Consider the following 21972-nt stretch of genomic DNA (forward strand, 5'->3'; position numbering starts at 1 on the left):
CCCTAGCGCACCGATTCTCACGAATACGAAGAATGATAAAATTACGATTTATCTCCATACACCCAGAATTGCTCCAATAATAGTAAAGTAAATGATAATATAGCCGGAATTAATTGCGATATATTTCCAGCTTTTTTGCTCAAATAGCGCTATAGCGGTAAAGATTGCTGCAGCCCATCCAAACCCAACCAAAAAGCCCGCCGTGGCACCCCAAGCGATATCCGAGGATGCATCTCCTAAAAAGAATGCCATATTATAGGACATCAGGTAAGCGAGTATAAAACTTATACCGTAGATCTTTCCCGGATGAGCGCGTGCTAATTGCTCGTCTGTTAGTTTATTCTCTGCCTTCCATGACTTGTAAAACAGTGCCGGTGAGTAATAAATAGCACCTAATATTAAGTTACATACCGCGCAGATTAAAACTGCCCAATGATTGATGATCATGTTTTCCATAATTGCTTAGTTTGATTGGAAACAAAGGAAAGGGATAAAAATCTTAGAAAATTGTAAAAAATTTACTTTACCGGAAAGAAGTTGGGATAATCTCCAATATCGTTTACATACTGTTTTGGGTTTAAACCGGAAAAAGATTTAAAATCCTTGATAAAGTGTGCTTGATCGAAATACCCGCAGTCCTGAGCAATGGCGGTCCATGAAATTTGTTCTTTATTTTCAACCGCTTTTAAAATTTCATTAAAGCGTTTAATACGATGAAACTGTTTTGGGGTTATCCCAACGTATTTTTTAAATAGCTGAATGAATTGTTTTTGGGAATATCCCGATTTAACGGCAATTTCGGTGATGTTTGTTACTGAAGGAGATTGTTCGATCCTGTCGATGGCATATTGAATTATTTCTGAATAAAAGTCGTCATCATTAAACCGGGTAAGCAACCAAGCTTCTATTAGCCGAAATTTTTGATCGGGAGTTGTCGCACGCTTTATCTCCGAATAAAGTTCCATAATGCTTGGACCAAATATTTCAGAAGCCGAAACTACTTTATTTGAGAACCTGTGAACCGATTCCCGAATTAATGGGTATGCCGCCCCGGGCTTAAACACCAATACAATCATTTCTTCGCTGCTGGCACTTATGGTAATATAATCGGTTAACACTCCGGAGAACCAAACATGAGTACATTTTTGCTTCGGTTTTTTGGTATGGTTGTCGAAGATATATTTAGGAGTATCGGTTAATTCAAAAATAATGTTCGTGGTGCCATCAGGAAGGTATTTATCCATGGTGTGAGTAGGAGAATAGTCTTTATGATACAACATAGCATCCATATATCTGGATAGCTTTGCGGTTAGAATATGACTTTTATGGATCACAGATTCACAATTTAAGGTACATTTTATTAATGACGCAAACTTTCAGAATAAAAGTGAGTAAACTTGTTTACAAAGGCAAAAGCAGCAGAAAAACAATAGTTTTTTGTTTTTATAGCTGTATTGGGGAAAAATAGTCTACCTTCACCGGGTAAATTATTCAGTAAGCCTATCTTTTTTTAATTTCTGCCAGTTTTAATTAATCCTTCGCTTTCTTCAATATTTTAAAACAAGCAATAAGAAGTTGCCTGAAATCAGGGACTTTGGGATTAACAGCACCGTAGCCGGTCTTTCCATTTTCTAAGCCTTCAGTTTTCTTACCGATTGCAAATTCACTAATCGTTGGTGTAGTTATATTACAACACCATCACTACAAATGAAGCTGTACAAAACACAGTTAATACTAATACCAAATAACAGTAAAAATCATGATCAAACAATTGATACAAACATTCAGAACTAAAAAAATAGAAACAAATATTAAACTACAAACAATGAAAGAAGGTACCGTAAAATTTTTCAATAATGCCAAAGGATTTGGCTTTATTACTATTAAAGACACTAACGAAGAGATCTTCGTACACAGCACAAATCTTATGGAGGATATCCGGGAAGATGACAATGTTCAATTTGAAGTTGAAAAAGGAGAAAAAGGATTAAGCGCCATAAAAGTGAGCCTTATCTAGACGTATCCTTATCGTATAGAAAACCATCCCTATGGATGGTTTTTTTATGTCAAAATGTTACAACTTTACGTAATTGTTGAGGCTTAGCCTACATTAATTGGCTCTTCTAAAAACATAACGGGTAATGAACAGCCCGGTGCTGTCGTCGTCACCACTGTGACTCTCAACCCCGGTGTTGATAAAAGCCAATTCCCACCCCTGTGCAGAGAGTTCATTGAGCTTGGAAGTAACCACTGCATCGTTTGCCGCAATGTTCTGAAAACGAATTCCTCCCAGATTAAAGAAATTGAGCAATTTGGTTTCATCAAACTTTTTTACCCGGATCTCACTTCGATCCGATTTATTTCGATCGTCGTCTTCGCCGGTCCTGCTGGTGGTGTATTCCTTATAATCCCTAGACTCTTCGGCACTAATCATTCTCGATCTACCCAGGCCATTGGGCACTATGGATTCAATAACGGTGATGATCTTAAAGGTATAATTCTGAGCCGAAACGTCTGGGCTCATAAGAAATATAAAAAGCAAACAAAGGATAATTGTTCTCATTTGTAAAATATTTAAATGCATTAGTATTTCATTATTTAATCTAGCAAATTATTCTTGCCTGGCACAGCCGCACCATTTAAAGTACTGTAAAAGCAAAATTATGATTGAAAAAAGGGGTTTCCGTGGATGCCTGTGGCTTACCATCTCAGTATACAGGTTGACGTACCGGTTACGGAAGCCGGTAGGTTTTGAAGTGCGAAGATCTTAACTACATAATTAAAGAATTAGCAAACTAAAAATAGAAAATTAGCGAATTAGATTTCCGGTAGTTTGGTTAATCATTTGTTAATTATATATCTGACAATCAAGAGACAGCAGGATATTCTAATGGGGGATAGCAGTATCAAAGGTCGGCGTTTTCCTGTACGAAATACATTTTCATTTTGCCTTTATTTTTTACTCGAATCTCACCTCTAAAGTCACAGGAAACAGATTCCTTAACAAGAGCGTAGGTATCTTCTGAGATATTGATCTTGCCGGGCGTTGAGTTGGATTCCATTCGCGAGGCAATGTTTACTGTATCCCCCCAAATGTCATAGGCAAACTTCTTGGTGCCAACCACTCCCGCAACCACAGGTCCGGTATTTATGCCTATTCGAATCTCGAAAGGAGTACTGCCATTATTTCCTTGTAATTTCACGTCCTGCACAAATTGGATGATCTCAGCGGCAGCCTGAACCATTGCTAGCGCGTGATTGCCTGTAGATCCTTGTAAACCCCCGGCACACATATAGGCATCGCCTATAGTTTTAATTTTTTCCAGTCCGTGCTCTTCCATGATCGCATCAAATTTTGAAAAGTAAAAGTCGATACTGGCAACCAGATCTTCCGGAGCTAAATTTTCGGCATACTGAGTGAAATCTTTAAAATCGGTAAACAATACCGTTACCGAATCAAATTTTTTGGCTTGTACCTTACCATTTTGCTTCAATTCTTCTGCCGTTGTTGCCGGAAGAATATTGAGCAATAAAGTTTCTGAAACTGCTTTCTCTTTTTCTATGATCCTTTTTACGCGTTGCATAAACAGATTGCGGCGATAAAGTGCTATGGCAAGGATAATTATAAGAAGGAGTACTGCAATGGTGATATAAATAATGGTGCGTTGGCGCTTGTCCTTGAGCAACTGTATTTCGGCATCTTTTTCCAGTAGATCTACTTCTGCCTGCTTTTTAGATACTTCGTAATTAGTACGCTGATCGGCCATTTGCTGCACCTTTTCAATATTGGCTACACTATCTCTATACCTTATATGGTCTTTATAATAGGCATGGGATTTAAAATAATTTCCCGTGCCTTCATACAGTAAGGATAGTTTGAGGTTCGATTCACTAATTTGTTTCTTTAAACCGTATTTAAGTGCTAATTCCAGACTTCGGCTTGCATAATCTACAGCCGATTCCCAATCGTTCTGTTCCAGAAAAATATCGGCCATATAAGTAAGGTACTCTGAAATCGCATAGTAATCTTCTACGTCTTCCAACAGGGCAATAGCCTCGTTTATATAGGTCTTGGCTTGTATGGGTTTGCCTTGTTTGGCATAGACCATTCCAATATTTCCGAGATTGTAGGCGCTTCCTATCTGATAATTCAGATTTTTAAAGATCAATCCCGATTCTTCAAAATTTCGGAGTGCGAGACCGTAATTTTTACTGTTAAAGTATTCATCACCCGAATTCAGTAATGCTGTGGCAAGACTTAACGAATCGTTCACCTTTCTTAGGATATCTATGGATTTGGTATAATAGATCTCGGCGTTGGTGGTATTGCCAATTTCAGAATAAACATCTGCTATAGTAAGATATGCACCGCCTTCGTACTTACCGTTTTCAACTTTTACGGCTGCCTCACTACATTTAAAAAATGCTTCCAACGCAAGAGGTAACTCTCCTGCAAGACGATAGGTTTGACCTTTCTGGCTAAATCCTCTGTAGAGATAAAGATAATTTTCTTCCTTTTGAGCCTGACGAATTAGTTCGTCTGCATATTGCAAGGATAATTCCAGATCATTTGCTGCATTAAAGGCTAAATTTCGCAGCAGTTCCAATTTTTCTTCACCTTTTACAGTGCCTTGCAAATAAATAAGTCTCAAGCTGTCTGCCACTGCCTGATCCTGCGCAACGCCTGTATGTATCAACGATAAAATGAAGCCTATTAAAAAATAATAGGCTTTGTAATTGAAATTCATACACTAATTATTGATTCAGTCTCAGTTTTGGATCCAAAGGGTAGGTTCGTGTTTCTCCTTGATACGTAATAAGAAAGTTGATCGTATAGCTGTCGTCCGATATTGGTCGATCAAAATTAGCTATGGTTCCGTGAATTTTTCCGTCTCTGCTCACGGGCAATGGTGTAGCTTGTACAAAGAAATTAGCATTTCCGGGTTCTTTGTTCTGAGAAACCGATTGAAGTGATACACTGTAATCGCGATCAACCCCAAGTGGTTCGAAGGATCTAGCAGCCCAGATCATTTCCTTCCCGGGAAATACCAGTGTTTCAAAGTTTTTATTCGATTCTCCAAAGCGACTCTCTAGTCCTTCGTCATCTACGAGATACGTATTAGCGTCTATTTGTGCTTCGGTGGGAGGGTACGGAAGGTTATACAAGGTATTGCTATTTATAGTTACCATGATGTCTCTGTCTCTGGGTTTGGTAACAGCCCCTTTGTTTGTCAATTCTTTTGGATTCATAATTGTTGATTTTTATTGGTTCGGTATTTCTATTAAAAATTATAAACATTGGAAAAACAATAAGGCTGGGGAGAATTATTTACAAAAGATAATGATTATTAGCGAGTTACCGTATATCATGTTAACTAAAAAAATAAGTAAGAAGAAAGTGGTGATAAGAATCCCGCTATATGGAGTCGGAGATGTTACAAAAACCGCCAGGCGACGATCCTGCTTTGCTTATTGCCTTGCTCCATAGCAATGGTCGTATGTTTCGCCTTCAGTTTGTCTAATTGTTTGTAGATAGGAGGGAGGTGTTCTTTTTTTGAAACCAGCGTAGTAAACCACCCCACTTGCATTTTAAACGGGACACTTTGTTTTATCATACGTTTTATAAACAGGGCTTCACCGCCATTGCACCACAATTCGTTGGCCTGTCCGCCAAAGTTGAGCATGATCTCCTTTTTGGTTTGTTGGGGAGCTGTGTCGCCCAGATTTCGCAGTTTCCGAAGAGTACCTTTTACAGCTTCTTCTTCGGAAGGATGGAAGGGCGGATTGCACATACTAACGTTGAAATATTCATTATTCTGAATCACCCCCTCAAAGATGTTTGCCTTTACAGGCTGATACCGAATTTCAATAGTATCTTTAAGTACTTCCGAAGCTTTTACATTGGCCTTTGCTGAAGCCACTGCTGTCGTATCGGTGTCTGCACCTACCATTTTCCATTGATAGATACGGCTCCCAAGGATGGGGTAGATGCAATTGGCACCTACACCTATGTCCAGTCCTTTTATTCCCTTTTGTTTTTCCGCATCGGTAAGCAGATCGTTAAGGTGGTGAATATAATCGGCTCTGCCGGGAACAGGAGGGCAGAGGTAGTGGGGTGGGATATTCCAGTCTGTGAGTCCGTAATGGTGTTTTAAAAGAGCCTTGTTCAGGTGCAGCACCGCTGAAGCCTCAGCAAAATTCACAGTGTCTTGACCCGATTTTCCTGTATGCACAAATTCCTTCAGGGGAGGATGTGCTTTTATAAGTGCAGGGAAATGATATGGCGCAGCGTGTATATTATTGGGATGCAAGACGGTTTTGTTTAAGTGCGTACAAGCTACAATAATTGTGGCGTATAACAGGTGTCTGAAGCAGAGATCTGAAATTTCTTCGTCATCGACCACAACGCTATTGTAATGATCTGCAAGCCTAACTGTAATCTACCCGGTATCGGGTATGGATTTGCCTTCATAAAATCCGCAGATTTATAAAGCACAAACAATTTGCGCTTTAATCATATAAAATAGATAAACAATGAACGATTTTAAAAAGACATGGGACTCACATTTACAACAACAGCAGGAAATTCCAATTGATCTCATAGCAAGTATCAAGGAAGATTTTATCAATCAGTTTTTGGACAAACATCGTTCTAAGGACAAGGACAAATACTATCATCACATAGAATTGCCCTTGTATCTTGATGCCAATGAGAATATGACTCACTTCAATGCTTTTATCAATATTGGCGGAAAGGTAAAGCCCAATGGGAAGCCCGACAATTCAAATACAGCCCCCTTTAAAATTGATTTTCACAATACCGATGTTATCACAGATCCCCTGGTAAAATATGAATATAAGGAAGGGGTAGATTATGACAGTCAGAATGCACCACCCAATACGTTTCCGAATGTTAGCCTGAAATGTGAAAACATCGGGATCCTCTTAAAGTGGCCCAAACAGGATGACAGTGGGGAAGACCATGAAGCCATGCTGAACCTTTATCTCGATTTTAGGTGTAGGGTCGATTTTATTAAAAACGAAAACAGAACCAGTTTAAAGTTTATTCCAACCCTGGTGCAGATTAGAGCAACTGAAAGTATTCCCGGGGATACCAAGGTTCAGGATCTTATTATAGTGTTGGTGAACTACATCATGAAGGATCAGGGCCCTAAGTTCATTCGTGAAATTGAAATTCCGGTAATAGAAATGAGCAAATACAAATTCCTTCCAAACTATATTAAAATAGAGAATGACCTGCTTTCGGTCTATATGAACAGGGATGTGGCTTCAATTCAATCTCTGGCAGACGAAATGCAAACACATCAGAAAGCGTTCTTAGGACTGGTGGATCAGGACCTGAATGAGGAAAAAGATATAGTGAAACTTATCTACGGAACCAAGGTAAGCAAAGAGTTCATAAAATGTAATAGCGATGATGACAAACTCGCCGTGCTTGAACATTCTGAGATCAGATCTTTCGATGAAATATTTCCGAAAGCGCAATCCTATTTGGCAAACTTTAAAAGAACCGGGAATAAGAGTTATTTGAGTGCTGCAAGAAACGGTCAGAATATTGGGATAGCTGTGGTAGAAGATTTTCTGGATACCATAGTAAGAGATTCCTTACCGGGTTCTAAAGAGTCATCCACAAGAACCAAATCGGCACTTGATCTAATAAAAGGAAGGATTCGCACCTGGGTACGATTATTTAACAGTGACATTGAAATCGCCGCTAATGGCACCTTAACCGGTGCCACACAAATTGATATAGGCGCAATGCTGGAATATAAGTTGCGGGAATACTATCGATGCAGTACTGGCTGGTCTAAATGGAAACAGATAGGCTTACGTGTTAAGGGAAGGCCCGAAATGTCGGTTAAAGTAATTAGATCGAACAAAGGGGTAGGAGTCGATATGGATATTGACATCCGAAAGCTGGAGGTATCCACCGGCCTGGGCCGACTCATTGATGCCCTGGTCAATGCCTTATTTCAAGTATTTCTTTACGTGGTGAACGGCATACTCGATGTGCTTGAAGCCATTCTGTCATTTATAATATTTCCGGTAGAATTTGAATTAAGTCAGCAACGCACAAAGATCAAATTGTCCAATGTACACCAATGGCGCTACAACAGAACTGACACGGTTTTAAGAGAAAACGAAAAGCGATATCTGTCGTTTCTTATTGAAGCCAATGCTGTGTGATGCGAATGCTGATATAATTTGCGTACGCGAAGTCATATTTGTTATATAGGGACACTATTTTATATAATTTAGAATTATAGCCCGGTGGATGAATTGTTTAAATACAAAGGATGGTGCTAGGCACAAATATGCTGTTACATATTATTTTAAAAATTAATCCTGTGGATGAATTTTTAAAATACAAGTGGTTGGTATATAAAAACATAATTTCAAGAAAGAGATTATTGGGCGAGATTTTCTTTTACATAATATCTGCCGATATAATCCGCCATAGGCCGAGTGATATCTGATATTATATAAAACAGCATAGCTGTACGAAAATCTCTCATATAGCGCTATTCGCATATTTGTTATAAATGTACTATAATTTATATTATGTCAAATAGGATATTTGATGCTGGATGTTGTTTACCGGATTCCTTACTCCTGCCGAATGCTAATAGGCATAATGCTGTAGTGTATGACCAATGGAACAAATATTCAATTCACTATTCACATCTCACTTTTCACTACTCACAATTACTAATCCCAAATTCCTAATCCCTAATTACTAATTCCTAACTCCTTGTTCACAATACACCTTTTACTACCTTTGCAGCTTGCAAGAAAAATCACAATCGAAATTAGAATTCGTTACCCTCATGGCTTTGCTGATGTCTGTGGTAGCACTGGCCATCGATGCGCTTTTGCCGGCCTTAGATATTATTGGCCTGGCTTTAGGGACCGACGATCCCGCCGATAATCAACTCCTTATTATATCCATCTTCCTGGGACTTGGATTGGGTCCGTTGATCTTCGGTCCGTTCTCAGACAGCAAGGGACGGAAACCTACGGTCTATATCGGTTTTGTGATCTTTATCATCGCCAGTTTTATCTGTGTGTTCGCTCCCAATCTGGAGATCATGCTGCTGGGACGCGTGTTACAAGGCATCGGACTCTCGGCTCCACGCACCATCGCTATCGCCATCATCCGCGATATGTACTCGGGAGATTATATGGCGCGTATCATGTCCTTTGTCACTGTTGTATTTATTCTGGTTCCCATCATTGCACCTCTCCTTGGGAAATTTCTGCTGGATCATTACAATTGGGAAGCTATTTTCTACGTACAACTTATCCTGAGTGTGCTGGTTACTTTCTGGTTCTGGCTGCGACAGCCCGAAACACTTGCCAAAGCCCATCGTACTCCCTTTACTTTAAAAGTATTTGGAAACGGTTTCCGGGAGCTCTTTCGTCATCGTACCACCGTTGGATACACTATCATTACCGGCTTTATCACGGGTTCCTTTTTGGTCTATTTAAGCAGTTCACAACAGATATTTCAGATCCAATATGGTTTCGAAGATGCCTTTCCTTTTATTTTTGCCGGACTCGCGATCTCGATTGGTTCCGCAATTCTACTAAATGGCACCGTAGTACTGCGCTTCGGAATGAAAAAACTCATCCTTCTGGCTCTGTTCGCCTTTTTTGCAATTTCAATAACTTACGTCATCGCATTTTATAATACACCCAATCCGGGAATAGGTGTTCTTTTAGGTTTTTTTGCACTTTTATTCTTTGCCATCGGTTTCCTTTTTGGAAACCTGCGCGCTATTGCCATGGAACCCGTAGGTCATATAGCCGGCATCGCCGCGGCCCTCACCGGACTTATATCCACCTTAATGGCCGTTCCCGTTAGCATAGTGATAGGAAGACAGATCTCAGGAACCGCGCTTCCGCTGTTTGTTGGATTTACGGTTTGCGCCGGATTGTCGCTTCTGGTGCTATGGTTTGTTCGTACTTCAAAAGTATAGCACAAAAAAAACAGCACCTTTTACTGTACTGCTCTCTTACATTTTTTTTGAGGTTATTACTCTTCTTCCTGTTCTAATTTCAGCTTGCCATTCCCCTTAACCTTAAATTTTTCCTGTTTCGTTACCTTATTGAAATTTGAAGATCTGTGATATGCATCCTGAAAATCTGCATGTGCGCGGCGTTTGGTTTTTGTACTCATAATGATGCTCCGTTGATTAAAAAGTAAGTTCTTTTACTATCCCATCGTTGTATTTTTGGATAGAAATTTCATTAAATGTACTATCAAATTCCTTTCGAACCTCAATTTTTTTAAAACTTTTAACGCTTCCTCAACGAATTAACATTTCCTTATCTATAAAATTATTACCGCCTGTTTACTTTCGTGTAAAATCTATTACATGATCGTCTGGGGTATTTTTATCGCCGTTATTATTCTCTTTCTCGCGCTGGATCTGGGCGTTTTTAATCGTAAAGCACATGTTATAAAAACCAAGGAAGCCGCTATCTGGACCTCGATCTGGGTGACAATCGGTTTGGGCTTTTCGGGACTTATCTATTGGCTTTTTGCTGAAGGGCTTGTTGAAAATCCAACGGGACTTAGTCCGAATACGGCATTACTGAAGTACATAACCGGTTATCTCATAGAACTTTCCCTGAGTATTGATAACGTCTTTGTGATCGCTGTGATCTTTTCATCCTTTGGCATACCCGAAAAATATCAGCATCGGGTCCTCTTCTGGGGAATTTTAGGGGCATTAGTCTTTCGCGGACTAATGATCGTGTTTGGCGTTACCTTAATCAATAAATTCGATTGGATCATTTATGTATTTGGAGCATTTTTATTGTACACGGCCTATAAAATGTTGCGGTCTGCAGATACCGAGTTCGATCCAAAACACTCCAAGATCTACAGATGGCTTCGGAAAATATTTCCGGTGACCAGCAAAATGGACGGGGAGAAATTCTTTATCAGTCGCATGGGGGTAAAAGCAGCCACTCCCCTTTTTCTGGCACTTATGATCATAGAATTTACCGATATCTTATTTGCCTTAGACAGTATTCCTGCTATACTGGCGATCACCGCAGATCCTTTTATTGTATTTAGCTCTAACATATTGGCGATCCTGGGATTACGATCTATGTACTTCCTAATTTCCCGTATGCTGAAGAAATTCCGTTTTATCAATTACAGTTTGGTAATCATACTCACGTTTGTGGGCTTGAAAATGATCTTCGGTCATTTTGTGGAGATCCCCGAATGGCTCTCTCTGGGAATTATTGCCCTATCTCTTATTGGCGGAATTGTCGCTTCCATGGTTATTCCTTCCGAAGAAAGTGAACCAATCGCCGATTAATTCACAAAATCCTATTAAAAATTTGAAAACCCTCCCCTACTTCTGTATCTTTAAATAGACTTTTAAAAATATACCTATGAACATCAACTTTGAATACAAGGATGTAGCTGCCAGCCCACGGTTGGAAGCTATGGCAGCAGAGAAACTGAACAAATTGGAAGACAAATACAATTTTATTGTAAACGCCGATGTATACTTTAAAAAGGAAAATACTAGCGAATCTGATACCGGAAGAATTTGCGAAATACGTTTAAATATCCCGGGTACTACCATTTTTGCTGAGAATTCTAACGGATCCTTCGAAGCATCGCTCGCTAAAGTGATAAGCGAACTAAGACCACAACTTCAGAAACGAAAAGAAAAGATGCAGGCGCATTATTAGGCCTCTCTTTTTTAAAACATAATAAAACACTATAAAGTAATTGAAAAACGTATGGGCGTAATGGCTAGAGACGAGAAACAATTTACCTTAATATACAGCAGTAATACCCGTGTTGGGACCCATGTACTTTCGTATTTGCAGGGTATTGAAGATAAGATCCTCGCTATAGATATCGCAAAGACCAAAGTAAGTGATACCCAATGGGTCGAACTGGCAGATAAAATGAATTGCAAGGTTGCCGATCTTATTGATAAACGGGTGGCGAAAGTGGATAACACTGCAGCCTACGGCACAAACGACTGGCTTAAGGTACTGCAGAATAACGACGAAGTGCTCTCTTGGCCTATCGCAGTTAATGGTGATCGCACTGCGCAGATCGAAAATGCTCCCGATGTGATGGAATTCTTTGGAGTGGAATCGGCCGGACTCAAAAAAACTCCGCATACCGACGATCCTACCATAAAGCCCACTACTAACGGAGAGAATTTTAAATAATTTAAAAGGTTAATGATGAAAAAAGTCCATTGTAACAATGGACTTTTTTTATTGTTTAACTTCTGCCAGTGGTTGTATCGAAGGCTGAACTTGTTTGTACCTGTCTAACTGAATTCTGGTGAGAATATCTCCCATTTCGGCGGTTTGATTCGTTTGAAGTATTAATAATTGATCGAGTCGCTCCTGCCCTGTATACGAACTATTCACCTCATTTCGTCTGATAAGAAATTCTTCAATTTTTTTCTGAAATAACAGTTCCTGTTTGGATGTTAGCGCGAGTTCAGCATCAAACCGTTGCATGATCTCTTGCGCTTCTTCTTCAAATTTGTCTGAATCATGTTGCAAATACAGATCCTGGGCAGAGGCTTGTAATCCGATGCATAAAATAAGTAATGTAATTATCCTTTTCATAAGTAATATTTTATGTAGAATATAAACATCACCAAATCTAATCCCAAGAATATTAATAGACTTTAACGTGATCTTTAACAGGCGTTAACAACTAATCGGTAAATTGATAATACCCACACTTTAAATAGGCTCCCTCAGGAAAAGTGACCGGATGATCCACATCGTGGCGGGTTTTTTTGAATTGTTTAAAACGGCGTGGTTGGCTCTTAAGTACTGTTTCAATTATTCCGAAGAATTCTTCTGCCAGAATTCGGGATGAACAGGAAGCGAGAACGAGCATCCCCCCTCTTGCAGTTAGTTTTTCCCCTAATTGCGCCAGTTGTGTATATTTTTTCCTTGCCAAACTAATCTCTTTTTTACTTTTTGCGAAACTCGGAGGGTCGATCACAACAACGTCATACCGCTTTTGCTCATGGATCTGCCTGTGCATGATCTCGAAAGCATCGCCTGCCACCGTAAAGTGTTTTCCATTATAGTCGTTCAATTTGGCGTTCTCTTTGGCCATTTCCAGGGCCTGTTCACTAATATCCAGACTTGTCACTTCCTTGGCACCATTTGCCAAAGCATGAACCGAGAAACCGCCGGCGTAGGCAAACACATCGAGTACGGTCTTCCCTTTGGATAAATGCCCCACTAATGCCCGGTTATGCCGGTGATCGAGAAAATATCCGGTTTTATGTCCGTGAATCACATTTGCTGAAAAGGTTACACCGTGTTCCTTAAAAATGACAACGTCATCCTTTAGGGTTCCATAAAGAACATCACCGTCGTTCAGGTCAAATTCCTTGGGCTGTTGCAGTTTCCTGCTTAATCGTAATACAGCCGTTTCACATCCTGAAACTGAAATAAGGTGTTGCATGATGCTGTCGAAATAAGGCATCCATATTTCAGAATACAGCTTTACCACCAGCACTTTGGCGTACACATCGGCAATAAAACCGGGGAATCCGTCATTTTCTCCAAAAAGTAACCGATAACTGTTGGTATCGGTTTGCAGCAATTCACTCCGAAGCGCATACGCCCTATTTATTTTATCCAGAAAGAATTCAGAATTTACAGTAGCGCCCCCACCGTGATGCAGCATCTTTATTCGAATGGGCGAATCGGGATCATACAGCCCCACGCCTATGGCCTTGTTTTTTGAATGACTGAAAATGATAGCCAGATCACCTGCTTTTCCGTCAGCGTTTATTTTTTCGATGCTCTCGTCAAAGATCCATGGATGCCCACTGCGTACTATGCGTTCCCCGGCAGCGGTAAGTTTAACCGCTAATCGGTTGGGGGTGTACTCCGGTAAAGTTATGTTCAGCATCCGTTAGAGGTGTTTGTTGAGTTTTTTCTGATAGCGACCCTGCACCACATCAACGATCACCAGTACCGCGATCACAAAATAAAATGTGGTTTTGCTCATCGGGGTAACCGGATTTCCGAAGAGATGTAAATGGGCCAGATGACCCCCTTCAGAAAGTAACATCACACCTACGATTAGCAGTATGAACAAACCCAAAACTTCGTACATTCTGTTCTTTTTGAGGAATTCAGTCACCTTTCCACTAAGCCAGATCATCATCACCCCTCCTATCACTATGGCCGTTGCCATTACCCAAAACACATCGGTTAATGCGATGGCGCCTAAGATAGAATCGAAAGAAAACACCAGGTTCATAATGACAATAGAAGTGATGATCATTCCTACCGATTTAGGTTTCTTTTCCATTTGCTCTTCTGCTCGTAAAGACATCATATGGAGGATCTCCTTGGTGGCCGTCCACATAATGAATCCTCCTCCAAACAGTACAATTAAACTGTGTACATTAAACGATCCTTCAAAGAATCCGTTATCATGAAATCCGAAAACAGGATCCTGAAACAATTCGATCACGCGCAGCAGTACAAACAAGAGAACGATCCGCAGTACGATGGCTCCCCCTATCCCTATCTGTCGTACCCACTTCTGTTTATCGAGTGGCGCTCTTTTGGATTCGATGGAGATATACAGCAGGTTGTCCAGTCCCAGAACGGCCTGCAACAAGGTTAATAAGGCTAAAGTGATAAAATTTTCTACAGAAAACAGGGCTTCCATATATGACAAATAATTTGTGTGTTAGTTAATTTTTTTCTGAATAATCGAAATAGCATCGTTCATCGTTCTTAGACTTTCCATGTCTTCATTGGCAAATTCAATGGCAAAGGCATCTTCTACATCCAGCACCACATCGACCAGATGCGCCGAATTGATGTTCAATTCACGGGTAAGGTCACTATCGGGCTTTATTTCGTTTTGGTCAACGTCTTCGGGTAAATAGGTTTGAATAATAGGAAGTAATTTTGCGTAGATATCTTCTGTTGTCATCAACAATTAAATTTTTCTAAAGATAATACACGCATTGACATCACCAAAACCAAAACTTGCTTTTACAACGGTTTTTAAATTTATCTTTTTTGTCTCCCTCGGAAGGGATCGAGACCCTATCAACGCAGCGATCTCGGGGTGAAGATCGTCACAATTTATATTCTTAAAGACATAGCCTCCGTGCAACTGAAGCACTGCCGAAACCATTTCAATACTTCCGCTAGCTGCCAAACAATGCCCGGTCATGCTTTTTAGCGAATTGATATAGGGGAAATCTGCTCTCCTTCGTCCCAAGGCTTCACACCAGTTTTTAATTTCATCGGCATCTTTGGAAGTTGCCGTAAGATGGCCGTTAATATAATCGATCTCTGAAGCCTCAATGTTTGAATAATGCAGTGCTTTGGTAATACATTGTATCACGGCTTCACTATTAGGGGCCGTCATGGTACCCCCTTTTCGTTGTCCGCCACTATTCACTGCACCTCCTAGAATTTCGGCATAGATGGTAGCCTTTCGTTTTAAAGCACTTTCCAGAGATTCCAGTAACACGGCTCCTGCCCCACTTCCCGGTACAAAACCACTGGCCGATGCACTCATCGGTCGGGAGGCATTTTCAGCATCGTCATTATGCTTATAGGTGGTGACCTTCATGGCATCAAATCCGCCCCACACATAAGGTCCGCTATCACTACAACTTCCGCAAAGCATTTGTACGGCTTGTCCCGTAACGATACGATCGTACCCCATGATGATGGCTTCAGTTCCCGTAGCACATGCAGAAGAGTTGGTGGAGACCATATTTCCGGCTCCCGTCATTCCGCCCAGATAGGCGCTAATTCCACTCGCCATAGTTTGTGCGACCGTGGTGCTTCCTAAACGACGCACATTCTTATCGTCCAGCTTATAAATGGCCTCTCTAAATTTATCAACCCCGCTGGTTCCTGTTCCGAAGATAATTCCAAGATCCCAGAGCGGTTCCCCGTGCTTTGCTGCCGGTGAAATTCCCGCATCTTTAAGCGCGTCCATCCCTGCGATCACTCCGTAAAGGATACCCGAACTGTTGAAATTACGCAGCTGAAGTTCTGTAAAATATTCTTTTTTCTTTGCTTCGGAAATTTTAGGGATGCCACCTAATTGACAAGAAAACTTGAGGTTTTGTAATTCGGGAATAAACTCGATACCCGATTTTCCGGCTTTAATAGCTTCCGAAAACTCCTGGATCCCTACCCCGTTTGGTGCAACAACTCCTAATCCTGTTATGACAACTCTATGTTTGATGCGCTAATTCGTTTATTCGTTACTGTGTTGACTCATTTATGAGGGTGTTGTAAGCATACCACTTATGGTTCCCAGGGCCACAAGTTCTCCTTTTTGGTTTGTCATGCGCACCTTGCACTTCAGCTTCTGAAACCTAAAATAGATCTTTTCAGAGCGCACCCATACCTTTTCACCCGGAAAAACAGGTTTGTAATACTCTATTTCGGTAGCAGTAAGTGCTATAGCTTTGTGTTCGGGTTTTTCTTCAGCTATCAAAAACAGTCCCAGACAAACCAGCCCTATCTGTGCCATACATTCGGTGAGGATCACACCGGGAGTTACAGGGTTTCCGATAAAATGTCCTTTATAAAAAAATTCCTTTTCGGTAAACGTATAATGGCCTTCGCAACCATTTTCATCAAGCTTTAGGATCTCATCTACGAACAAGAATGGTTTGCTATACGGAAGTAACTCTAGTATATTCTTATGTTGTTTCTCCATAGCTCCTATTTCCATCTTTACCGAAGACTTTCTCCGCCATCTGCTTTTAAAACTGTGCCATTGATCCAGTCTGCTTCATCGCGACACAATAAATACACTGCATTGGCAACATCTTCGGGTTGCGTTAGTTTTTGAAACGGATTCCTTTTTTTAGCCATTTCTGCAAGTTGTTCGCTGCCGGGGATCATATCGAAAGAAGTTGTTCGTGTAGCACCTGCCTGTATACAATTCGTTCTAATTCCGAGAGGCGCGAGTTCTACAGCCATTGCGCGCATAAGCGCTTCGAGCGTAGCCTTAGCTGCTGAAACTGCCGCATAACCCGACCAGACTTTAGAGTTTCCTTCGCTCGTAAAGGCAATGTTTCGGGCATTTTCTGTAAAGACATTGGCTTCGATCAAGGCGTTGGTCCAAAGATACCAGCTGGTTCCCATGGCATGCAGGGTAATATCCAAATCGGTTTTAGAAAGTGTATCACCATTATTCTTGTTCATGGGTTTCAGGCTTCCTTTTGCTATGCTGTGTACCAGCACTTTTACACGGTGCTTTGGTAACGAACTAATTACTTCTGCCATTGTTTCGGCCAATAATCCATCCTTATTATAGGTGAGCACTTTTACTCCAGTGGCTTCTATACAGCGCAATTCATTTTCCAATTCGGGAAGTGCCCTTTTCCTGTCGCGGTGTACTATACAAATGTTCATCCCGTGGGCGGCCAGTTTATGTGCCGTTGCCAGCCCCAGTCCACTACTCCCCCCAAGAATGATCGCCCAAGTATCTTTAAATTCTCTGTTCATTTAAAATTCGATTAAAACACGCTGAGCCGAAAATCCGGGTCCGAAACTGAGCATTAATCCGAGTTCCCCGGCTTTGATCTCACGATCCATAAAGCGTTCCAGTACATATAAAACGGTTGCACTGCTCATATTACCATACAATGTAAGAACTTCTTTGGTATCGTCAATATTTTTTCCCAGACTCCCGAATAATTCTTCAACCGTTTCAACGATCTTCCTTCCGCCCGGATGAAAAATAAGATGATCGATGTTTGCTATGGTTTTGCCGTGTTTTTTGAGAAAGGGATGAATGATCTCAGGGAAGTGTGATGCGATCTGGTTGGGAACCTCCTTATCCAGTATCATTTGCAGTCCGGTGTTTACCATTTTAAAGCCCATCATTTGAGTTGCATCATAAAAATGGTACATTTCCTCGCCCAGGATCTTTGGGCCCGTATCTGTTTCTCTGGATGACAGTAGTACACAGGCAGCACCATCGCCAAAAATAGCAGCACTTACAATGTTTACCATTGAATAATCATTAAGTTGGAACGTCGCTGTTGGTGATTCTAGTGCAATGACCGCAGCCCGTTTTCCCGGATTCGCTTTTAGGAAGTTATGGGCGTAAATAATCCCCGAAATTCCCGCGGCACAGCCCATTTCAGTAACCGGCAGCCTTACGATATCCTGTCGTAGATTTAATTCATTGATCAGGTAGGCATCTACCGAAGGGATCATAATGCCGGTACAACTCACGGTAATAATGAAGTCGAGATCCTGCGGATTCCATTTGGCCTTGTGCAACGCCTTTTGAAGGGATTGCTTACCTAATTTCTTAATTTCCCGTATATAGATGTCGTTTCGTTCTTCGAACGAAGTATTCATAAAAACCTCATGGGCATCCATAATAGAATACCGGCGGTCTACCCCTGCGCCCTCAAAGATCTTAATGACCTTGCGTTTAAAGCGGGTTTCCTGTCCTTCTAACCAAGCTTCCACAAAAGGAATGATCTCGGCAGTGGTTCTGGTAAAAGGCGGAAGCTGTTTGGCAACGGTGCTGATCTTTATATTCATACAGAGTAAAGGTTATGCTATTTAATTGTAAAAATGATCCATTGGTATCTAAATGCCCATTTTTGGAATAAATTCATTTTGTGCGTCGGTAACTTCGTACTAATTTCCCAAATGTCGCTGTTAGTAAACCCTCGAGCTATGGAAACGAGTCCGTCGTGTCTCGCAATTTTAGTTTTTACCAGAAGCGGACTAACCATACGGAACAATCGAAAAGCAACGGAGCTACGTCGTAAGTCGTTAATGACGATACCAACTTTCGTGTTTTTAAGCAGATCTTTTAACAGGGTCGCGATGTCTTCATTCTTAAAATGGTGTAAGAACAAGGTGCAGAGTACGATATCAGCCTGTAATTCATGAATTGAGGGAGAGAATACATCCATCGCCTTATACGTGATATTAGGATACTCCCTCGATTTTTCAACGGCTACTTCAAGGATATGCGGATTAGCATCAACTCCTATTAACCGGAAGTCAAGATTCTCATGTCTTCCATGCTCTGCACATTTTCTAAGCATAGCACCATCTCCGCAACCCAGATCTACTATGGTAATGATATTGCTCCTCCCGGAATGTGCTATAAGTTGATCGATCCCGTCCAAAGTGATCGAAAATCCGCCCAACCAGGTATTGATCCGTTTAAGGTCATTGAGTAATGTACGCATTTCCTCACCCTGCAAATCCATGCTATCCATGACTTCGGTTTCCTTCGATCTGTATTTTGATGAGAATTGTACCATTATTGTAACGGACTCCCGTGAGTGTGTTTTATTAAATTACGAACCAGCCCCGGAAACATTTGTCCCGCTTTAAACCCGAGCCTTGCCGTTACAGGTTGTAACATAAGCTTTTGTATCACTCCTCCTATTCGTAATCTGGACCTAAAATACGCATTCCAAGTAGTTGCATACTCGGTTTCGAGTTCTAATCGGTTAATATCACCCTTTTTCCTAGCGTCCAGATACATTTCTGAAAATATTTTGGCTGCGTGTATGGCCATGGCCATACCGTTTCCACAAAGCGGATGAATGAGTCCGGCGCTATCACCCATCATAAAAATTTGGTCTTTTACTGCTTCTTTTTTCTGAAAGGAGATCTGACTAATGGTAAGTGGTTTTTCGAATAAGGGTTTAGCAATGTTAAAAAATTCATTCAAGTGCGGATTTTCTGAAAGCACCTCTTTCTGAAAGCGTGATAGATCTCCATAAGGCTTAAACGAACTATAACTCGCCAGATAGCAGGCGTTCACTGCTCCTGTTTCGGTTTTTGAAAGTCCGCAATACCCTCCCTTAAAATTGTGCAAGGCCACGGTGTTTTCAGGGAAAGGATATTGATAATGTGCCTTTACCGCTAACCAGGGAGAGCGTTTAGATATAAAATTGCGCTGAAGCGTTTTGTCCAGCCCCGAACGCTTTCCATAGGCTCCAACGACATATGAAGCATGATATGCGTCACCGTTTACACATTGAACTGTAAATTCTTCAGCATTAAACTGTATCACTTCCACCGTATTAAAAACTACTTCGGCATATTTACTTGCTTCGGAATAAAGGAGATGATCTAAGGTATAGCGACTCATTCCGAAGCCACCCAGAGGCAGCGAGGTTGAAATTTCATCTCCCGATTCGTTCGATATCAAAAAATTATCGATTGAGATGGCACCGTGAGATAACGGATCAAAATCTAAAGACTTTAGATACGGTAGCACTTCATTTGAAATATATTCTCCGCAAACTTTATGGTGCGGATAAGAATGCCTCTCAATTACGAGTACTTTTACTCCCGCTCTAGACAGGTGTAACGCAGCACAAAGCCCGGCAAGGCCGCCACCTACTATAAGAACATCGTAATTTGAATTCCGCGTCATAAGATAAAGATCGGAGTCATTTTTCAGAAAAAAAAATCCCGATACAAGGTACCGGGATTTGTATTAATTTGAGACGGCTATTAGTTTTCGCCGGCCTCTTTTTTGGCATCCGCCTTCATTTTCTCATTAGGAACGATCACCACATTTACACGTCGGTTTTGCGCTCTTCCTTCGGCAGTACTATTGTCTGCTATAGGAGTACTTTCACCAAACCAGTTTGTTGTAAATCGGCTTGAGCTAAGTCCTTTGGTTACTGTAAAGTATGTAGTTACCGAGTTTGCTCTCTTTCGGGAAAGCTCCATATTGTACTCATCGGCACCTACGCTGTCTGTATGTCCAATAACCAGTACATCGGTATCGGGATATTCACGTAAAACACCGGTAAGTTTATCCAGTGTGGCCTGTGAGGCCGCATTGATATTGTACTTATTCGTATCGAAATAAACACCACTGTTCTCATCGAAGGTTACAACTATCCCGTCATCAACACGTTCTACCTGTGCTCCCGGAATCTCCTCTTCGATCTTCTTGGCCTGGTTGTCCATACGATTACCGATCAAAACACCGGCAGTACCACCAACAACACCTCCAATTACAGCGCCAATCTCTCCGTTACCACCTTTACCTACATTGTTTCCAATAATAGCGCCCAGAATGGCTCCACCGGCAGTACCGATCACTGCTCCTTTTTGTTTGTTATTTGCGTTTCTTGTAGCCTCACAACTGCTGAATGCAGCAACCATCACTATGGATAATGCGAGGATCGATATTTGTTTTAATACATTTTTCATTATTCGTTAATTTTAGAAAAGTTCATAGTAATTTTAAACGGACTGCCTTCTAAGGTAACGGTTTGTTCCCATTGCATAGATGACTCGTTCAGGCGTGTTAAACGTAGCCTGAAGCCCGAATTATCTTCAGATTTGCCCTTGGCATTGGTTGGTTTAAGCAGAAAGTCGTACAATCCTGTTGTTGGATCCACTTCCTGTATATCGAATATAAAGTTTCGATCACCAGACGGGCAATTCGAGTTGTTCACCGTATAAACTCCTGTGTTATTATTAGGAATGAACCTCCAGCTACTACCTTCAAAACACTCTTTTGAAGTGTCGTTAAAGAGGGTTACATTAAAAGTTCCCGATCGGTTATACGATATGTTGTCTAATGACCAATATCCTTTGATCACTTTTCTTGATTCCTGGACTGTTTTGGGAGTTCCGCAAGCTAGTACGGTTGCCGCTAAAACAGCAAGCATGATTATTTTCTTCATAAATGTTAAGGTTTAAAAAATTGGTTGATATCTACTAGTTTTTTATCGTCTGAATAAACGAGAAACTAATGAAAGTACTAACAGTACTAAAAAAATATAAAAAATGATCTTAGCAATGTCTGCTGCACCTTCAGCAAGACCGCCAAAACCAAATAAAGCTGCGATTAACGCAATTACTAAAAAAATAATTATCCAGCGTACCATATTTGTGTGTTTTAATGATTAGTATGACACT

26 protein-coding genes are annotated in these 21972 nt (G+C 40.9%); 6 read left to right on the forward strand and 20 right to left on the reverse strand.

The features are described from left to right. Positions 1-48: 48 nt before the first annotated feature. Both ALE3EI_RS11135 and ALE3EI_RS11140 read right to left on the reverse strand, forming a co-directional pair. The gene (locus tag ALE3EI_RS11135; protein WP_186988675.1) at positions 49-456 is read right to left on the reverse strand and encodes a DUF1761 domain-containing protein; all 408 of its coding nucleotides are present in this window, start codon (positions 454-456) and stop codon (positions 49-51) included. A 62-nt stretch (positions 457-518) separates the two neighbouring features. After that, entirely contained in the window at positions 519-1334 is an 816-nt protein-coding gene (locus ALE3EI_RS11140) for a helix-turn-helix domain-containing protein (protein ID WP_186988677.1), read from the reverse strand. A 491-nt stretch (positions 1335-1825) separates the two neighbouring features. On the opposite strand from ALE3EI_RS11140, the gene ALE3EI_RS11145 reads away from it, so the two are divergent. Continuing rightward, positions 1826-2017 (forward strand): cold-shock protein, encoded by a 192-nt coding sequence (locus ALE3EI_RS11145; RefSeq protein WP_186988679.1) that lies wholly within the window; start codon positions 1826-1828, stop codon positions 2015-2017. 93 nt (positions 2018-2110) lie between these two features. Here ALE3EI_RS11145 and ALE3EI_RS11150 read toward each other — a convergent pair whose 3' ends face one another. From ALE3EI_RS11150 to rlmF, 4 genes are all read right to left on the reverse strand, one after another. Continuing rightward, on the reverse strand, positions 2111-2563 hold the full coding sequence (locus ALE3EI_RS11150; protein ID WP_186988681.1) for a hypothetical protein: 453 nt from the start codon (positions 2561-2563) through the stop codon (positions 2111-2113). 343 nt (positions 2564-2906) lie between these two features. Then, positions 2907-4748, reverse strand: coding sequence for an adenylate/guanylate cyclase domain-containing protein (locus ALE3EI_RS11155; protein WP_186988683.1), 1842 nt, complete (start codon positions 4746-4748; stop codon positions 2907-2909). 7 nt (positions 4749-4755) lie between these two features. Then, complete coding sequence (locus ALE3EI_RS11160; protein WP_186988685.1) at positions 4756-5250, reverse strand: hypothetical protein; 495 nt, start codon at positions 5248-5250, stop codon at positions 4756-4758. A gap of 185 nt (positions 5251-5435) precedes the next feature. After that, positions 5436-6404 carry a 23S rRNA (adenine(1618)-N(6))-methyltransferase RlmF gene (gene rlmF, locus ALE3EI_RS11165; protein WP_317172952.1) on the reverse strand — a complete coding sequence of 323 codons (969 nt, stop codon included), beginning with the start codon at positions 6402-6404 and terminating at the stop codon, positions 5436-5438. A gap of 130 nt (positions 6405-6534) precedes the next feature. On the opposite strand from rlmF, the gene ALE3EI_RS11170 reads away from it, so the two are divergent. Next, positions 6535-8208 (forward strand): hypothetical protein, encoded by a 1674-nt coding sequence (locus tag ALE3EI_RS11170; RefSeq protein WP_186988687.1) that lies wholly within the window; start codon positions 6535-6537, stop codon positions 8206-8208. Between the two features lie 641 nt (positions 8209-8849). Beyond that, positions 8850-10001 carry a multidrug effflux MFS transporter gene (locus ALE3EI_RS11175; protein WP_233279960.1) on the forward strand — a complete coding sequence of 384 codons (1152 nt, stop codon included), beginning with the start codon at positions 8850-8852 and terminating at the stop codon, positions 9999-10001. A gap of 56 nt (positions 10002-10057) precedes the next feature. Here the strand turns inward: ALE3EI_RS11175 and ALE3EI_RS11180 are convergent, their stop codons facing one another. Further along, positions 10058-10201: a hypothetical protein gene (locus ALE3EI_RS11180; protein ID WP_186988691.1), complete on the reverse strand. Its 144-nt coding sequence runs from the start codon at positions 10199-10201 to the stop codon at positions 10058-10060. Positions 10202-10400: 199 nt separating this feature from the next. On the opposite strand from ALE3EI_RS11180, the gene ALE3EI_RS11185 reads away from it, so the two are divergent. The 3 genes from ALE3EI_RS11185 to ALE3EI_RS11195 all read left to right on the forward strand — a co-directional run bounded on the left by ALE3EI_RS11185 (position 10401) and on the right by ALE3EI_RS11195 (position 12234). Further along, the gene (locus ALE3EI_RS11185) at positions 10401-11357 is read left to right on the forward strand and encodes a TerC family protein (protein ID WP_186988693.1); all 957 of its coding nucleotides are present in this window, start codon (positions 10401-10403) and stop codon (positions 11355-11357) included. 76 nt (positions 11358-11433) lie between these two features. Continuing rightward, the gene (gene hpf, locus ALE3EI_RS11190) at positions 11434-11739 is read left to right on the forward strand and encodes a ribosome hibernation-promoting factor, HPF/YfiA family (protein ID WP_186988695.1); all 306 of its coding nucleotides are present in this window, start codon (positions 11434-11436) and stop codon (positions 11737-11739) included. Positions 11740-11799: 60 nt separating this feature from the next. Continuing rightward, entirely contained in the window at positions 11800-12234 is a 435-nt protein-coding gene (locus tag ALE3EI_RS11195; RefSeq protein WP_186988697.1) for an arsenate reductase family protein, read from the forward strand. 48 nt (positions 12235-12282) lie between these two features. Here ALE3EI_RS11195 and ALE3EI_RS11200 read toward each other — a convergent pair whose 3' ends face one another. The 13 genes from ALE3EI_RS11200 to ALE3EI_RS11260 all read right to left on the reverse strand — a co-directional run bounded on the left by ALE3EI_RS11200 (position 12283) and on the right by ALE3EI_RS11260 (position 21941). Further along, positions 12283-12645 carry a hypothetical protein gene (locus ALE3EI_RS11200; protein ID WP_186988699.1) on the reverse strand — a complete coding sequence of 121 codons (363 nt, stop codon included), beginning with the start codon at positions 12643-12645 and terminating at the stop codon, positions 12283-12285. Positions 12646-12736: 91 nt separating this feature from the next. Then, entirely contained in the window at positions 12737-13957 is a 1221-nt protein-coding gene (locus tag ALE3EI_RS11205) for a class I SAM-dependent rRNA methyltransferase (protein WP_186988700.1), read from the reverse strand. A gap of 3 nt (positions 13958-13960) precedes the next feature. Then, positions 13961-14728 carry a TerC family protein gene (locus tag ALE3EI_RS11210; protein WP_186988702.1) on the reverse strand — a complete coding sequence of 256 codons (768 nt, stop codon included), beginning with the start codon at positions 14726-14728 and terminating at the stop codon, positions 13961-13963. A gap of 21 nt (positions 14729-14749) precedes the next feature. After that, positions 14750-14998 carry an acyl carrier protein gene (locus ALE3EI_RS11215; RefSeq protein WP_186988704.1) on the reverse strand — a complete coding sequence of 83 codons (249 nt, stop codon included), beginning with the start codon at positions 14996-14998 and terminating at the stop codon, positions 14750-14752. Between the two features lie 6 nt (positions 14999-15004). Further along, positions 15005-16276: a beta-ketoacyl-[acyl-carrier-protein] synthase family protein gene (locus ALE3EI_RS11220; RefSeq protein WP_186992361.1), complete on the reverse strand. Its 1272-nt coding sequence runs from the start codon at positions 16274-16276 to the stop codon at positions 15005-15007. A 36-nt stretch (positions 16277-16312) separates the two neighbouring features. Continuing rightward, complete coding sequence (locus ALE3EI_RS11225; protein WP_186988706.1) at positions 16313-16756, reverse strand: 3-hydroxyacyl-ACP dehydratase FabZ family protein; 444 nt, start codon at positions 16754-16756, stop codon at positions 16313-16315. Between the two features lie 17 nt (positions 16757-16773). Then, positions 16774-17550 carry an SDR family oxidoreductase gene (locus ALE3EI_RS11230; protein WP_186988708.1) on the reverse strand — a complete coding sequence of 259 codons (777 nt, stop codon included), beginning with the start codon at positions 17548-17550 and terminating at the stop codon, positions 16774-16776. Next, positions 17551-18603: a type III polyketide synthase gene (locus ALE3EI_RS11235; RefSeq protein ID WP_186988710.1), complete on the reverse strand. Its 1053-nt coding sequence runs from the start codon at positions 18601-18603 to the stop codon at positions 17551-17553. 17 nt (positions 18604-18620) lie between these two features. After that, positions 18621-19340 carry a methyltransferase domain-containing protein gene (locus tag ALE3EI_RS11240; RefSeq protein WP_186988712.1) on the reverse strand — a complete coding sequence of 240 codons (720 nt, stop codon included), beginning with the start codon at positions 19338-19340 and terminating at the stop codon, positions 18621-18623. Beyond that, complete coding sequence (locus ALE3EI_RS11245) at positions 19340-20467, reverse strand: NAD(P)/FAD-dependent oxidoreductase (RefSeq protein WP_186988714.1); 1128 nt, start codon at positions 20465-20467, stop codon at positions 19340-19342. The genes ALE3EI_RS11240 and ALE3EI_RS11245 overlap by 1 nt, the downstream gene beginning before the upstream one ends. Positions 20468-20547: 80 nt before the next feature. Next, positions 20548-21258 carry an OmpA family protein gene (locus ALE3EI_RS11250; RefSeq protein ID WP_186988716.1) on the reverse strand — a complete coding sequence of 237 codons (711 nt, stop codon included), beginning with the start codon at positions 21256-21258 and terminating at the stop codon, positions 20548-20550. Next, complete coding sequence (locus ALE3EI_RS11255) at positions 21258-21737, reverse strand: lipocalin family protein (protein WP_186988718.1); 480 nt, start codon at positions 21735-21737, stop codon at positions 21258-21260. The genes ALE3EI_RS11250 and ALE3EI_RS11255 overlap by 1 nt, the downstream gene beginning before the upstream one ends. Before the next feature lie 42 nt (positions 21738-21779). Beyond that, positions 21780-21941 carry a DUF1328 domain-containing protein gene (locus ALE3EI_RS11260; RefSeq protein WP_186988720.1) on the reverse strand — a complete coding sequence of 54 codons (162 nt, stop codon included), beginning with the start codon at positions 21939-21941 and terminating at the stop codon, positions 21780-21782. Positions 21942-21972: the final 31 nt, after the last annotated feature.

Source organism: Constantimarinum furrinae (assembly GCF_014295415.1).
GTDB lineage: Bacteria > Bacteroidota > Bacteroidia > Flavobacteriales > Flavobacteriaceae > Constantimarinum > Constantimarinum furrinae.